13 protein-coding genes are annotated in these 14,546 nt (G+C 70.8%); 6 read left to right on the top strand and 7 right to left on the bottom strand.

Going from position 1 to position 14,546, the window contains the following annotated elements:
• Positions 1-10 precede the first annotated feature (10 nt).
• The 3 genes from GHR20_RS03270 to GHR20_RS03260 form a co-directional block, all read right to left on the bottom strand.
• Positions 11-514, bottom strand: coding sequence for a hypothetical protein (locus GHR20_RS03270; RefSeq protein WP_153812133.1), 504 nt, complete (start codon positions 512-514; stop codon positions 11-13).
• A complete protein-coding gene (locus GHR20_RS37245; RefSeq protein WP_243878280.1) occupies positions 511-1,137 on the bottom strand; it encodes an ATP-binding protein in 627 nt (208 codons plus the stop codon). Before GHR20_RS37245 ends, GHR20_RS03270 begins: the two co-directional genes overlap by 4 nt.
• A 107-nt stretch (positions 1,138-1,244) precedes the next feature.
• Complete coding sequence (locus tag GHR20_RS03260) at positions 1,245-2,474, bottom strand: helix-turn-helix transcriptional regulator (protein WP_153812131.1); 1,230 nt, start codon at positions 2,472-2,474, stop codon at positions 1,245-1,247.
• 378 nt (positions 2,475-2,852) lie between these two features.
• Here GHR20_RS03260 and GHR20_RS03255 point away from each other — a divergent pair, with 378 nt between their 5' ends.
• The 4 genes from GHR20_RS03255 (at position 2,853) to GHR20_RS03240 (ending at position 5,759) form a co-directional block, all read left to right on the top strand.
• Positions 2,853-4,010 (top strand): methyltransferase domain-containing protein, encoded by a 1,158-nt coding sequence (locus GHR20_RS03255; protein WP_153812130.1) that lies wholly within the window; start codon positions 2,853-2,855, stop codon positions 4,008-4,010.
• Positions 4,007-4,909 carry a phosphotransferase gene (locus GHR20_RS03250; RefSeq protein ID WP_153812129.1) on the top strand — a complete coding sequence of 301 codons (903 nt, stop codon included), beginning with the start codon at positions 4,007-4,009 and terminating at the stop codon, positions 4,907-4,909. The genes GHR20_RS03255 and GHR20_RS03250 overlap by 4 nt, the downstream gene beginning before the upstream one ends.
• Positions 4,910-5,039: 130 nt before the next feature.
• Entirely contained in the window at positions 5,040-5,369 is a 330-nt protein-coding gene (locus GHR20_RS03245; RefSeq protein WP_153812128.1) for a hypothetical protein, read from the top strand.
• Positions 5,370-5,438: 69 nt separating this feature from the next.
• Entirely contained in the window at positions 5,439-5,759 is a 321-nt protein-coding gene (locus GHR20_RS03240) for a hypothetical protein (protein ID WP_153812127.1), read from the top strand.
• Positions 5,760-5,998: 239 nt separating this feature from the next.
• Here the strand turns inward: GHR20_RS03240 and GHR20_RS03235 are convergent, their stop codons facing one another.
• Together GHR20_RS03235 and GHR20_RS03230 are read right to left on the bottom strand one after the other, a co-directional pair.
• Positions 5,999-7,210, bottom strand: a complete 1,212-nt coding sequence (locus tag GHR20_RS03235; protein WP_243877888.1) for a methyltransferase domain-containing protein — start codon at positions 7,208-7,210, stop codon at positions 5,999-6,001.
• A 1,664-nt stretch (positions 7,211-8,874) separates the two neighbouring features.
• A complete protein-coding gene (locus tag GHR20_RS03230) occupies positions 8,875-9,126 on the bottom strand; it encodes a helix-turn-helix domain-containing protein (protein WP_153812126.1) in 252 nt (83 codons plus the stop codon).
• Positions 9,127-9,694: 568 nt separating this feature from the next.
• Between GHR20_RS03230 and panD the strand changes: the two genes are divergently transcribed.
• Positions 9,695-10,114, top strand: a complete 420-nt coding sequence (gene panD, locus GHR20_RS03225) for an aspartate 1-decarboxylase (RefSeq protein WP_148025499.1) — start codon at positions 9,695-9,697, stop codon at positions 10,112-10,114.
• Positions 10,115-10,705: 591 nt separating this feature from the next.
• Here panD and gndA read toward each other — a convergent pair.
• Entirely contained in the window at positions 10,706-12,145 is a 1,440-nt protein-coding gene (gndA, locus tag GHR20_RS03220; protein WP_153812125.1) for an NADP-dependent phosphogluconate dehydrogenase, read from the bottom strand.
• 270 nt (positions 12,146-12,415) lie between these two features.
• On the opposite strand from gndA, the gene GHR20_RS03215 reads away from it, so the two are divergent.
• Positions 12,416-13,432 carry a peptidoglycan DD-metalloendopeptidase family protein gene (locus tag GHR20_RS03215; protein WP_153812124.1) on the top strand — a complete coding sequence of 339 codons (1,017 nt, stop codon included), beginning with the start codon at positions 12,416-12,418 and terminating at the stop codon, positions 13,430-13,432.
• On the opposite strand, the gene GHR20_RS36670 is transcribed toward GHR20_RS03215, so the two are convergent.
• Positions 13,422-14,534 carry a DMT family transporter gene (locus tag GHR20_RS36670; RefSeq protein WP_243877886.1) on the bottom strand — a complete coding sequence of 371 codons (1,113 nt, stop codon included), beginning with the start codon at positions 14,532-14,534 and terminating at the stop codon, positions 13,422-13,424. The two genes, GHR20_RS03215 and GHR20_RS36670, sit on opposite strands and share 11 nt — an antisense overlap.
• Positions 14,535-14,546 lie beyond the last annotated feature (12 nt).

Raw genomic sequence — 14,546 nt, 5'->3', positions numbered from 1 at the left:
AGCGTCCTGTTCATGCTGAGCCTCCTCGGACGAGGCGGGCTCGAATCCGGGCGAGGTGGTCGTACAGCAGGTCGGGGTCGGTCAGCGGGCGCGCCGTGCAGGTCCAGCCGGGTGGGAAGAGCCAGAACCGCATCGCGCAGGGGCGGCCCATCGGTTCGCGCGCGAGGTCGTAGCAGGCCCATCCGTCCGCCGATCGCCCGGTCCGGCACAGCGAGTGGGGTGCCATCCACCTGTGCGCGGTCCCCGCGGGGACCGGGATGAGCAGCCAGGGGTGTTCAGCGCAGACCAGGACGGGACCGACGCGGTGGCCGTCCTGCCGCAGGGCTTCGAGGGCCGCTTTGCCGCCGGACCGAGGGACGCGGACAACATCCCATGCGGCCAGCAGTTCGCGGGGGAGTTCGGGGGTGGTGAACTTCACCTGCCACAAGCTCTCCAGGTTGCTGACGGCGGTTGCCTCGCGCAGTTCGCCTTCCGTGCGGAGGGCCGACCAAGTGCCGGCGATCGTCGCCGTCATGCTGCGGCCCTTGCGTCCATTGTTGACCAGACGTACTTGCCCCCGTCGGGAGCGTTCGTCCAGCCCCACTTGGAGCTCATGGCGTCGACCAGGGCGAGTCCACGGCCGTGCTCCGACTCCGGCCCGGCCGTGATGAGGGAAGGGCTGGCCGGGGAGGGGTCGTGGACTTCGATGAGCAGCTGTCGTTCAGGCAGCGCGGTCAAGAGCAGAGTGGCGGTGTCGGTGGGGTACTGGCAGCCATGCTGGACTGCGTTGCCGAGCAGTTCGCTGACCACCAGAGTTGCCGCGTAGGCAGCATCCTCCAGCCGCCAACGGTGCAGACATACGGTCACCGCACGGCGCGCATCGCCCAGGAAGGAAGAGCCGGTCGCGTAGGCGGCGTGGAGTTGGTGTGCGCCGACGGGGATCCCGCACCTCGGGGAGCTCGTAGGGGAGGCTGCTGCCGCAGATGCCGGGGCATGCGGGAGGGGCTGTGTGGACGGGAGCAAGCGGGTGCCGCCTGCCTGCGGCCCTGCCTGGTGAGGTGCCGCCGAGGTTGGAGCCGGGGATGCCCCCGGGGCGCGACGGAGACAGGGAGGTTCGGCTGCCTGGGGCAGTAAGGCGCTGGTTTGTGCCTGGAGCATCACGGTCATGGCAAACCCCCTGGTCGAGCTCATGTCGGCGAGTTCAAGACCGACCGTAGCGACCAGGGGGTGATGTGAGGGCTACAGAATGTATCCCTCGCGCTCGCTCACACGACGCCGAGCCGGATGCCCAGTTCGAGTAGATCCCCGCGCTTTTGCGTGCGAATCATCGTGCCCACCGTCTCCCGCACGCCGGCGTGCATGCGCGTCACCTGCGGGGCCGCACGTTCGGCCTTCAGGAACGCACCGAGCGCCTTGTCCTTCTGCCCGCTATAGAAGTAGGCCCGGCCCACGTCGATGTAGTGGTGGGAGTGTCGCTCTGGAGCGAAGTGCTGCGGCAGGCGGACCTGTTCGGCCCGGTCGACGGCGACGCGGCCGTTGCCCAGCTCCACCGGCAGCGAGACACCCCAGATCGCGACGTTCGTCGGCCCGAACTGCAGCTGGAAGTCATTGCGGTCCTGACCGAGCTGCTCCGCGGCCTCCTTCGCCTTCACCCAGTGCTGCTCCGCGGTCTGTGCGTCTGCGGCCCGGGCCGAGTTCAGGGCTGCCTTGAGGTGGAAGGCTCCACGCAGCGAGACAGCCTCGGGGCGCGTCTCCCGGCCGGATCCGAGGCCGGTGAGGGCGTCGTCGATGATGTCGCCGGCCTCGTCGTGCTCGCCGATCGCGAGGAACTCACCCGCGTCGTACCACTGCGCGGCCAGTACCCGCAGCCGGTCACCCGTCTCCCGCGCCGACCACATCACGCGCTCAGTCGCCAACGTCGCATCCGACGTGTGCCCGAGCATGTAGAGGTACTGCATCGCACACTCATAGCCGGAGGTCAGCAGAGCGAACACCTGCCGACGCCCATCGCCTTGGCTCACCTCGCACGCCACCTGAAGATCGCGCAGCAGTGCCGGCAGTACCGCCCCGGACCGCGCCAGCGAAGCCGCCTGCCGGTAGCCGTTCGCCGCGGCAACCCGTCGGCCGAGCTCGGCCAGGTCGATGGCCGCGACCTCGTGCTCCGCCGGCCGTGCTGGCCGACCGTGCCGCAGCAGCGCCCGGCGCACCGCGGCGACCGACGCGACCGCAGCCTGGCCTTCCGTGTCAGAAGAGACCGGCACGAACGGAGCGCCCGTGATCTCGGTCGGATGGCAGTCCAGGACCTTCGCGAAGGCCAGGACTATCTGGGACCGTTCCAAACTGCGCCGGCCTTGTTCGTACGCCTTGATCGCGGCGAGGGAGTACCCGGCCTCCGTAGCCAGGCGTTGCTGTGTCCACCGGCGGCGAGCACGAAGCCGGGCAAGGCGCTGCCCGTTGCTCTCCACGCTCCCCCCGGTATCGCTGTATTGGGGCATGCTGGGCTCCATTCCTTGCGCTCAGCAGGAAGGTACCCCCGCGCGGTAGACCCGAGACGGCGAGTGCCCCACCCATCGCCACGTCCTCCGGGCAAAGTCCCTGATCTGCTCGAGCAGGAAGCGTCCGCAATGCCCCCTTGAACAGCTACCTCACCGTGCGGCACATCCACCGGCTGTGGCGGAAAATGCCCTCTATCCGACACGCTTGGCCGCGTGTCAGCATGGCCCCCGGTCAGCCGGTAAGCCGCAAGGAGCACCATGGGCAAGCACGAGAAGCCGCAGCCGGATCTGAGCCAGGGCAAGCCACCGCCGGACAACGCCGACGGCCAGACCCCCAAGCCGACTCAGCCTGACGGGAAACACAAGAAGGACTAGGTTGTGACCCTCGCCCAGCAGCGTCGGCGGCTGGCGGCCGCGATGGAGCAGCGGGGCCTTTGGCCGGCCCGCGCCCCGTGGATCCGGCAGGCCGCCGAAGAACTGCCCCGGCATCTGTTCGCCCCGGAGCGACTCTGGTACTGGGACGGCCACGCCTACGTACCGGCCGACCGCGGCAGTGAGCCGGACCGGTGGGCCGCCCTGGTCTATCCCGGGCCGGATGACGCCACGATCACCCAGATCAGCAGCGGTGTCCCGGGTTCCAGCCTGAGCTGCGAGGCGGTCGTCGCGGACATGCTCGACTCCCTGCTGCTGGAGCCGGGCCACCGCGTCCTGGAGCTCGGCACCGGCAGCGGACGCAACGCCGCCCTCGCCGCCCGCCGCGCGGGACCCGGCAACGTGACCACCATCGAAGCCGACGAGGAACTGGCCGCCACCGCCCGGCAAACCCTGGAAGCGGCCGGCATCGACGTAACCGCCGTCTGCGGCGACGGCGCCGCAGGCCGGCCTGACGGCGCGCCGTACGACCGCGTGATCGCGACGTACGCCGTCGACCAGGTCCCATGGGCCTGGATCGCCCAGACCCGACCCGGAGGCAGGATCGTCCTCCCATGGGGACGCCTTGGACATGTAGCGCTCACCGTCGCCGAGGACAGCCGGTCGGCCTCAGGCTGGATGCAGGGGCTCGCCCAGTTCATGCCCGCTCGCGGAATCGCGGCCGGACGCAGATGGCAGCAGGTACGCGGCAACGGCCTCTCGACGCGCGAGCGGCCGTTCACCCGGGACCTCTCCCCCCTGGCCACCAATGTCCACCTCCAGTTCGCGCTGCGGGTGGCGCTGCCCGAGGTTCAGATCACCACGGGGGCCGACCAGGACGGTATGAACGCCTGGCTCCACGACGGTGACTCCTCATGGGCCGCGATCTCAGCGCTGGGTGGCGGCAAGAGCGTCGCCGACGAGGGCGGCCCGCGCCGCTTGGCCGACGAACTCGAAGACGCCTGGGACCGCTGGCAGGCAGCGGGCGAGCCCGACCTGTACGACTTCGCCATGACGGTCGAGCCCCATCAGCAGTACGTATGGTGCCAAACCCCCGAGAACCCCTGGTGGAACACGGATACCCCAAACCGCCTCCAGGTGGGAACCAACCCTACGAGCTCATGACCACGCCCGCCTCCGCCCCCGGCGGCTTCGCCCCCGCCCAACTCGACCGCCTCCTGCACCAAGCCTGCGCGATGGCCGGCCTCGACCCCCGCGACGCGCGCCTGCTCCGTGGCCACACCAACGCCGTCTTCCGACTCGCACACGATCCTGTCGTCCTCAAGATCGCGCGCAACGGCTCATCCCCTGCCCAAGTCCAGCACACCGTCGACCTCGTCGCCTGGCTCATGGACAACGGCTTCCCCACAACACCTCTCCACCCCGTGCACCAACCCCTTCTCCTCGACGGACACGCAGCCACCCTGTGGCGCTACTTCCCCCAACCTCCGCACCCGGTCACCGCCGCGCAGCTCGCCAAGCCCCTGCACGCCCTGCACACACTCCCACGCCCGCCCATAGTCCTTCCCGACCACGACAACCTCAGAGCCATCCGCCGGTCCATCAACTCCATCACCTGCCTCCCGCCTCACACCCTCGCCTACCTGAGCGAGCGCGCCGACGAACTGGAGGCCGAGCTGGCGCAGGTCGCCTACGCTCTGCCTCCCGGGGTGATCCAGGGTGATCCCCAGCACCGCAACGCGCTGTACACCGAAGACGGCGAGGTCGTCCTGTGCGACTGGGACACCGTCGCCTTCGGACAGCCCGAGTGGGACCTGGTCACCATCGAAGTCCACTGCCGCCGCTTCGGACACGGCCAAGCCCACTACGCCGCCTTCGCCGACACCTACGGCTGGGACATCACCCGCTGGCCCGGCTACTCCACCCTCGCCGCCATCCGCGAACTACGCATGATCACCACCAACGCCCGCAAGGTACCCAGCGCGCCCCGAACCTACGACGAGGTCAAGCGCCGTATCGACGGGCTCCAGCAAGACCCCCACCTACGGTGGAACATCCTGTGACCCTATGGGATACCCGTCGAACCAGCGGTCTTGCTACTACATCAGCGCACGGCCGCTCGCGCCCTGCTCACTCCACGGGCACACGACACCGAGCCGCAGCTACCGGTCAGCCCAGGGACTGGGGCCGAACGTGACCGGTACGCCAGCCAGCCCGACCGGGACCCCGACCACGGGAGCTGGACCCTACCGGCCGCCGCGGTTCGTCGCCGCCCACACCCCGGGCGGCACCCTGTCGGTCGCCTGGTCCGGGGACGCCCGGGCCTACCTCCTGCTGGACGGCAACCTGCGCGTGCTCACCGACGACCACAACGAGCGCTGGGCGTACGACGGGCACGGCGACCGGCACACCCTTACCGCCTGCCGCGGAGCGGGCCGCAACGACGAGGAGACGCAGAAGCGGTCCGGGCACCCGGTCGTCGAACGCGTCCCGAGCTACGGGGCCGCCCCGGCCACCGTGTAGCCGCGCATCAGCGACGGGGGCCCATACCCTGACCTGACTCACTGCCTCCACAGCGAAAGCTCGCGTCTCGTGACGAACGACAACCTCGACCATGCCCTGGCCAAGCTCGCCGAGAGGCGCAGGCACGCGGCCGACCTGGAACAAATCGTCTCCCACTACCAGTTGGAGGCGCGCTTCGGTATCCGTGTCGAGATCGGCGGACGGGTCCGCAGACATGGGAAGAAGGGCACCATCGTGGATACCTCCCGCACCGGGCGGCTGACACGGTTGAAGGTGCTGTTCGACGGCACGCAGTACGCCGTGCTGTGCCATGTGACCGCGAGCATGGAGTACGAGACACCGACAGGCTGGGTTCTTGCTGCTCCTGTTCCCGTGCACTGCACGTTCTAGGCGCTGGCCGGACGTTCACCCCCCTCGCCAGGGCCAGGCACACCGCCGGTCGAGGCAGCGCCAACGGAGGTCGCCGTTGTCGACGCCGACACCGGCAAGAAGCTGATGAACACTCTCGTACAGCCCGAAGCCCCGATCAGTTCGGGGGCGTTCTGAAACCGACGGGTTCGCTGGGCGGCCCCGGACGACGGGGGGAGCTCCCCAGTAGGAGGTAGGGCGCTTGCGCCGGGACAGCCGCCCTACCTCTTCGCAGGCGGCCACGCCCTAGACGCGGGGACCGGGTTGCCAGGACGGTCCAGCCATACAGTCCGCCTTCCGCCCGCGGCCAGGCTCATTCCGTACCGGTCCGGGCCCGGACTCCTGTTGGACACCCACCACCGGTACGCCGACTCGACCTCGTCCCACACCCGCCGGCCGCCGGCGCCGTGCTGCCACACCGTGAACATCTCGTCGGACGTGCCGTCCCAGTCGACGGCGGCCCACGAGGCGGCGTCGGTCGAGGCGACCCACAGCCGAACTTTCACCCCGTCCACGTCCGGGTCGTGATGCCACGTGGACCACAAGTCCGGCAGGAGCAGCCCGAGCGTGAACCGGATGTCCCACTGTCCGTCCCCGGCGACGGACCACGGAGACAGATCGGTCCGCGACTCGGCCGGGACATGCTCGTCGCGGACCACGTCACGGTAGATCCGCAGATCCGTACGCTCCTCGCGGCGCCCCATGAAGGCCGAGTACGGCAGGAACCGCCCGCAGGCATCCCCGTCCTCGCCCACCACCAACCGCAGCAGCCCGTACGTGAACCACGCCGAGTCCCAGGGCGTCACGATGACACCGCCGGGCCGCGTCTGCTCCAGCCACGCGGAAGGCACCCTGCGCACCGAGCAGGTTGACTCCCACCGGTCGTACGGCGCCCCGGCCGCATCCCCCTCGGCACCGTCCCCGCACACGACCCGCGGCGCAACCCCGGCCCGAGCCAGTCGCACCCTCGCCTCCTCGGACAGCCCTGGGTCGACCTCGATCGTCGTCACCCGGTCCGCTCCGACCCGGCGGGCGAGGAGGGCGGCGTTCCATCCCGTCCCCGTCCCGACCTCGCAGATCCGCTGCCCGTCCTGCACGTCCAGAAGGCCGAGCATCCGGAACACGACCGACGGTGCGGAGGCACTGCACGACGGCCACAGCTCCTCGCCCGCCTCCACCGCCCGGCCGTCGTTGACCTGCGTGACCACGGGCCCATCCGCGTAGGCCGCCTCCAACCACGCCTTCGGGTCGGCCCTGCGGGATATCTCCTCCAGGCCGTCACCGACCCACACGCGATCGGGCAGGAACGCGGTCCGGGGCGTCTCACGGAAAGCGGCCACCCACGGAGGCGCCACAGGCGCGCCGAGAGCTTCCTCGACCTGGCCGAGCAGACGGTCCGCAGCCTCCCGCTCGGCGTCGCTCGTCTGCATCATGTCCGCGTACCTACTTCGATTCGTCCTTCTTGTGCTTCGGCTCCGGACTCGGCCGGGCGGAGTCCGAGGACGGCTTCGACGCCCCCGGGTCCTTCTTGCCCGCGTGCTTCCCGTCGCCGCCAGATCCGCCCGCACCAGTGCCCCAGCCCACCGCAAGTCTCCCCTCGCTCGGAACCCCCATGATGCGCTGAACAACCGCCGAAGCGCGGAAAGTTCACGAAATCGGACACCAAGCGCACGGTATTGGCCACGCGCCAGTCGCGTAAAGACCGCCCAGGCAGACCTCGATGGACCGGTCCTTGTGCGGCATGGAGCAGACCTGGACGAGCGGGCCGACCCGTCCGATCTCGGAGGCGTCGTAGGCGTGCCCGCCCAGGCGGATGCCGTCCTTCTGGATCGCGCGCTCGTCGCCGGCCCAGCAGCAGGTGGCACAACTTGTCCGTGCCGATCCGGTTCAGGGCGCTTCGTCCTTCTGCCAGGCGGCCAGCGGGGTACGGCCGTCCAGCAGCCGGTGCGGGCTTCGGTGTTGTATTCGACCCGCACGACTTCCCTGCCGATCTGATCGCAGCCCAGTGCCGGGCGGCGGAACTGTACGCCGCCCTCCACGCCCACCAGGCGACGCTTCCCTGGTCCCGTGAGCCTCACCCCGGCTGGCCAGACGAGGCCGAGCGAGGAAGAGAGTGGCGCGGCCGGCCCGCGTCACCCGGTTGGACGCTCAGCGCGGCAGGCCAATTCGACCAGCTGCTGGCGAAGCTGCGCGCCGCCACCGTGCTGGTGCAGTGCCACACGTGGTGGGAGCAGTGCAGGGGCGAGGGCATCAAGGGCGCGGCCATGGTCGCTGCCCGGCAGGCTCTTAGGCACGCGAAGGGCGCAGTCCCGGAAAGCGTGCCCGTCGGCCAGGACGACGTGCATCCAGCTGTCTGATCGGTCGCCTGACCCGTCCGAATCCGAGAGCGGTCAGAGGGTGCGGGGCTCCGCGCGGGCAGGGGCCGCGTCATGCTTTCCTCGCCGTGCGGCACATCCACCGGCTGTGGCGGAAAAGGCTCTCTGTCCGACACGCTTGGCCGCGTGTCAGCATGGCCCCCGGTCAGCCGGTAAGCCGCAAGGAGCACCATGGGCAAGCACGAGAAGCCGCAGCCGGATCTGAGCCAGGGCAAGCCACCGCCGGACAACGCCGACGGCCAGACCCCCCAAGCCGACTCAGCCTGACGGGAAACACAAGAAGGACTAGGTTGTGACCCTCGCCCAGCAGCGTCGGCGGCTGGCGGCCGCGATGGAGCAGCGGGGCCTTTGGCCGGCCCGCGCCCCGTGGATCCGGCGGGGCCGCCGAAGAACTGCCCCGGCATCTGTTCGCCCCGGAGCGGCTCTGGTACTGGGACGGCCACGCCTACGTACCGGCCGACCGCGGCAGTGAACCGGACCGGTGGGCCGCCCTGGTCTATCCCGGGCCCGTGGACCCGGGAGCGCCCCCTCGGCTACGTGGATCATCAATTCGCAACGGGCCCTGCTGGTGCCCGGAGGGCTCCATCGAGGCCACGAGGTGACCTGTCTCGGTCCGACGGTAATGAGGACTACTGCCGATGCGGCTGTGGTAACGCAGACACCAGCCCACAAGTCAGTGCGATGGAGTGCAGCCTAGCCGCGTATGCATGCCTGCGGCTCTCCTAATGGATCTTCTGCTGCTCCAGCCATTTGAAGATCTCGGCCCTCTTGTAGAGGACCTTCGCATTCCTGCCTCGGCCGAGCTTGTAGCCTTTCAAGCCCAGTTTTGACGCCTCCCTATAGACCCAGCTTGTCGACATGTTGAGCATGGCAGCGACCTCGGCAGTGTCCATGAGGACCGGTTCGACGTCACGGCGTCGGCGCGACGAGTCGATATGGCTGCGCGGCTCGTCGGGGTGCGACTGCGGTTCCACGGGCAAGATGGCTCCCTAGCTGGCCTGAGCGTGATCGCGGCATCGGCTCGCGCTCCGCTCTGGCCGAATCGAACGTCCTTACTCCCGACCTGTGCCACCGGACGAGCTATTCCATGGTCATGAGAATCGTCGGTTTGGCTAACCGGCGATTCGCTGCTACGTTGCCGTGCCATTCGGCACTCGGGATGTCTGATGGATCTTGGCTGCCTGCACCCCTGGTGGGCGGTATCGAGGCGCTTCGGTCAGCTGACTCACGGCGGTGCGTGGTCCGGCTCCTGGTCGAGCGCCGCCATCTCTGACTGCCCTCCAGGCCGCCCGAGTGATGGTCATCACGGCTGCCCTTGAGGGGGTGCGGCGTGGGCTTGACCCGTCGTCGCCGGGGGGCGGGAGAGCGGGTGAAGCGCTCCTCCAGGCACCTGATGGGGCGTCAGGAAAGTCAGCAAGTGGTCAGCATGAGTCCTGAAAAATCTGGGGAAAGCTGCCCGAACGTGCGACTCGTTGTAGGGTGTGGAAACAGCCCTTGACCTGCAAAAACGCAGGCAGGGAGCCTACTTGTGGGAGTGCCCCGATGTTGCGTACTATGTTCAAGTCCAAGGTCCACCGGGCCACCGTCACCCAGGCCGACCTGCACTACGTGGGATCGGTGACGATCGACGCCGATCTGCTCGACGCGGCCGATCTGCTGCCCGGCGAGCTCGTGCACATCGTGGACATCACGAACGGCGCCCGGCTGGAGACGTACGTCATCGAGGGGGAGCGGGGGTCGGGGGTCGTCGGGATCAACGGCGCGGCCGCGCATCTCGTGCACCCCGGTGACCTGGTGATCATCATCAGTTACGCGCAGGTCGACGACGCCGAGGCGCGGGAGCTGAAGCCGCGGGTGGTGCATGTCGACGCCGGGAACCGGATCGTGGCCCTGGGCGCCGACGCGTCCGAGCCGGTGCCGGGTTCCGACCAGCGACGCAGCCCGCAGGCCGTGGCGGGCTGACCCCGGCCGGCCCACTCGCGCGTCGATCTCGGGTGAGTGGCCCGGCGGTGGTCGGGTAGGCGGGAGGCGACGTCCAGTGACATCGACGATCGCGCGGAGGACCTGATGACGAACCCTCATCCCGACCCTGTCCCGCCGGGCACTCCTCCCACTCCGGAGCCGACCCCGCCCCCGGACCCCTACCCCAGCCCGGTGCCGACCCCGGGACCCGGCCCCGGCCCCGAGCCGACCCCGCCCCACCCGGTCCGGGTCCGGTGCCGACCCCGCCACCGCCGGGCCCCGGTCCGCAGCCGACCCCGCCCGCGCCCGGCCCCCGGAGCCGTCCCCCTCCCCGATCCCCCGGGACCGGAACCCGTACCCAACCCCGAGCCGGGCCCGCCCCTGACCACCTGAGACAAGGCCGAAAAGGCCCGGCGAAGACGCGCCTCAAGGGGCGCGGGGAACTGCGCGACCGGCCACCACCAACCCGCGGCCGGCCACCCGACAGCACCCCGCGCCCCTTTGGCGCACCCCGTGCCCCTTAAACGCACCCGCCCGCGCGGCCGCGCGGGCAGGTGCGCTACGCCGAGACCTCGCTCCGAACCAGCCGCGCTAGGCCGAGACCTCGCTCCGGTCCCCGCCCCACAGCGTGTGGAACGCCCCGTCCCGGTCCACCCTCCGATACGTGTGCGCCCCGAAGAAGTCCCGCTGCCCCTGCGTGAGCGCCGCGGGCAACCGCGGGGCGCGCAGCCCGTCGTAGTAGGACAGGGCCGCGGCGAAGCCCGGCGTCGGCACGCCCTGCCGTACCGCCGTGGCCAGCACCTCCCGCCAGTCGTCCTGGGCCGCCGCGATCTCGCGGGCGAACGTCTCGTCGGACAGCAGGCTCGGCAGGTCGGGGCGGGCGTCGTACGCGGAGCGGATCCGGTCGAGGAAGGCCGCCCGGATGATGCAGCCGGCGCGCCAGATCGCGGAGACCGCGCCCTGGTCGATGTCCCAGCCGTACTCCTCGCCGCCCGCCGCGATCTCGTGGAAGCCCTGCGTGTACGACACGATCTTGGACGCGTACAGCGCCTGCTCCACCCGGTCCGCGAAGGCCGCCGCCTCCGCCCCGCTCAGCGGCGCCGGCCGGGGGCCGGTGAGATGGCGGGAGGCCGCCCGCAGCGCGGCGTGGCCGGACAGGGAGCGGGCGAAGACCGCCTCCGCGATACCGGAGACCGGGACACCGAGGTCGAGCGCGATCTGAACGGTCCAGCGGCCCGTGCCCTTCTGCTCGGCCTGGTCCACCACCACGTCCACGAACGGCTTCCCGGTCGCCGCGTCCACATGGGACAGCACCTCGGCGGTGATCTCGATCAGGTAGGAGTCGAGGCGCCCGGTGTTCCAGGTGCGGAAGATGTCCGCGATCTGCGCCGGCGCGTAGCCCGCCACGTCCCGCAGCAACTGGTACGCCTCGCCGATGAGCTGCATGTCGGCGTACTCGATGCCGTTGTGCACCATCTTCACGAAATGCCCGGCGCCGTCCGCGCCCACGTGGGTCACGCAGGGCGCGCCGTCCTTCGCCTTCGCGGAGATCTTCTCCAGCATCGGGCCCAGCGAGGCGTACGACTCCTTCGACCCGCCCGGCATGATGCTCGGCCCGTGCAGCGCGCCCTCCTCGCCGCCGGAGATGCCGGTGCCGACGAAGTGGATGCCCTGCTCGCGCAGTTCCCGTTCCCGGCGCCGGGTGTCCGCGAAGTGCGCGTTGCCGCCATCGATGATCATGTCGCCGGGCTCCAGGAGCGGTGCGAACTCCTTGATCACCGCGTCCGTCGGGTCACCGGCCTTGACCATGATCATCAGTCGGCGCGGGCGCTCCAGGGCGGCCACGAACTCCTCGGCGGTCTCGGTCGCGATGAAGTCGCCCTCCTGCCCGAACTCCTTCACCAGATCGTGCGTCCGCGACGCCGTGCGGTTGTGCAGGGCGACCGTGTAGCCGTTGCGCGCGAAGTTCCGGGCGAGATTGCGGCCCATGACCGCGAGTCCGGTGACGCCGATCTGTGCTGAAGTGCTCATACCGCCTGCTCCCTGATCGCCTCGTACGTACGGCCCCCGTGTGGTACGGGTCCCCGCCCATCCTGACGTGACGCCCGGGCGAGCGCACATCAGACCCGCCGTCCCCGGGCCCGGGGCCCGGGTCCCTTTCGTGCCGACCCGGGGTGAGTATCGTCAACAACCCTACGATCATGGCCAGTTGGTGCCCATGGAAGGCCGAAACGCCGTCTTGTCGTGGCATGTTCGCGGCGCATAACTTTGCCCCTCCTGACGCATGAGGGGACCTCGCGCATGGCCCTAAGCGGCCGGCACCGCCGGTATCAGCCGAACAGGATCAACCGCGCCTCGCTCACGGTCACGGCGGGCGGCGCGGGCCTCGCGCTCCCGCTGATCGCCGCGGGCCCGGCCGCGGGCACGGCCACCGGGGCGGACACCCGCGCCGGCGCCGAGGCCGGCCCTCACGCGAGCCCCGGGGGCGGCATCAGGGACGCCGTACCCGGCAGGGTTCTGGACGCCGTACCCGGCAGGGCTCTCGACGCCTCCGCCCACGATGTGCGCCCCCAGACCACGCCCCAGTCCCGGGCCGGACGCACCACGATGTACACGGTGGTCCACGGCGACACCCTCTCCGGCATCGCCGGCGACCACCACGTCCCGGGCGGCTGGCAGCGGCTCTACGCGGCCAACCGCGCCACCGTCGGCGCCGACCCCGACCTGATCCTGCCGGGCGAGCGGCTCGGCCTGCACCCCGGCAAAGCGTCCGCCGGAGACGCCAAGTCCGCGCACACGCGGCCGACTTCGCACCCGGCGAAGCCGAAGGCCCACCACCGGACCAAGAGCACCAGGACCATCGAGAGTTCCAAGACCGGCAAGGGCACCAGGGCCGGGACGAGTACGCATGACGTCGGCGTCGTCGCCCCGGTCCACGCGGCCATCGGCACCGGATACCGCGTGCCCGGCCCCTACTGGTCGAAGGGGTACCACACCGGCGTCGACTTCCTCGTGCCGACCGGCACCGCCGTGCACGCGGCCGAGGCGGGGGAGGTGGTGGCCGCGGGCTGGGGCGGCTCCTACGGGTACCAGGTGGTGCTCCGGCACGCCGACGGGCACTACACCCAGTACGGCCATCTGTCGGCGATCTCCGTGCGGGTCGGACAGCGTGTCGCCGCCGGCGGCCGCATCGCCCGCTCCGGGTCGACCGGCAACGTCACCGGCCCCCATCTGCACTTCGAGGTGCGCACCGGGCCCGGCTTCGGCTCGGACATCGATCCGCTCGCCTACCTGAGGGCCCACGGCGTCAGGATCTGACCCGCGGCCGCCGGTGGGGGAGCGCCTGGTGGGCGTACGGCGCCGTGGGCGCGCGCTCCCCGGCAGGCGCGGGCTCGCCCGGGTCGCCCGGGGCGGTGCCGGCCGCCGGGAGCAGCGGCTCCCGGGGGTCCTGCTCCCTGAGCGGTCCGTCGGCGGCCGCGGGGACGCGTACGTCCGCCCCGTCGACCCGCTGCCTCGGCACCGAGGAGAGCATCGCGCCGCCGGCCTGCGTCCCGGCGGCGGCCGAGGGCTCCGGGACCGCCGGCCCCGTCTCCTCCATCCGCTCCGTCGTCAGCATGATCAGCCCGCCGGCCGCCAGCACCCCGCACCCCAGCGCGAGCAGGGTGCCCGTCGGGCCGTAGCGGAAGGTCTCACCGAACATGAGGATGCCGACGACGGCGGCCAGCACCGGGTTGACGACGGTCAGCGTGGCGAGCGGCGCGGCCAGGCCGCCGCCCCGGTAGGAAGCCTGGGACAGCAGGACGCCGGCCACCGAGAACACGGCGATCAGTGCCAGTGAGAACAGGGTGCCGGGGGAGTGCAGGCCGCCGTCCCAGTCGACGGTGACGGACTTGGTGAACACCGAGGAGATGCCGAACGCCGTGCCCGCCGCCGTGGCGAGCAGCACGCTGCGCACCGCGGGGTGCCGGTGGGCGGCCCGGCCCGCGCACATGAGGGCCACCACCGCGCCGCCGGTGACGATCGCGGTCGCCAGCCGCTGGGCGGCGTCGAGCGCGTGGTCCTGGGAGGAGCCGACCAGGGAAAGCAGTCCGGCGAGCCCGACGGTGGCCATCACGGCGCCGCGCCAGGCGGCCGCCCCGGCCCGGCGGCCCACGCACAGCGTGGCCAGCGGCAGGGCGAAGACGATGGTCAGCGCGCCGAGCGGCTGGACGATGCTCAGCGGGCCGTAGGCCAGTGCCACCACGTGCAGCAGTCCGCCGAGGCTGTTGAGCGCGAGCGCGCCCCACCAACCGGGCCTGCGCAGCGGCAGATACGCGCTGTCCGGAGAGGTCACGGCCACGCGCTCCTGCACGATCGCGCCGCCCGCGTAGCCGACGGCGGACACGAGCGACAGCAGCACCGACAGCGCGAGGGCGCTCATCGGCCTCTCCCG

This window comes from Streptomyces sp. SUK 48, assembly GCF_009650765.1.
In the GTDB taxonomy this organism is placed as follows: Bacteria; Actinomycetota; Actinomycetes; order Streptomycetales; family Streptomycetaceae; genus Streptomyces.
The sequence above is the reverse complement of the archived record's forward strand: the minus strand, read 5'-3'. Positions and strand labels throughout refer to the sequence as shown.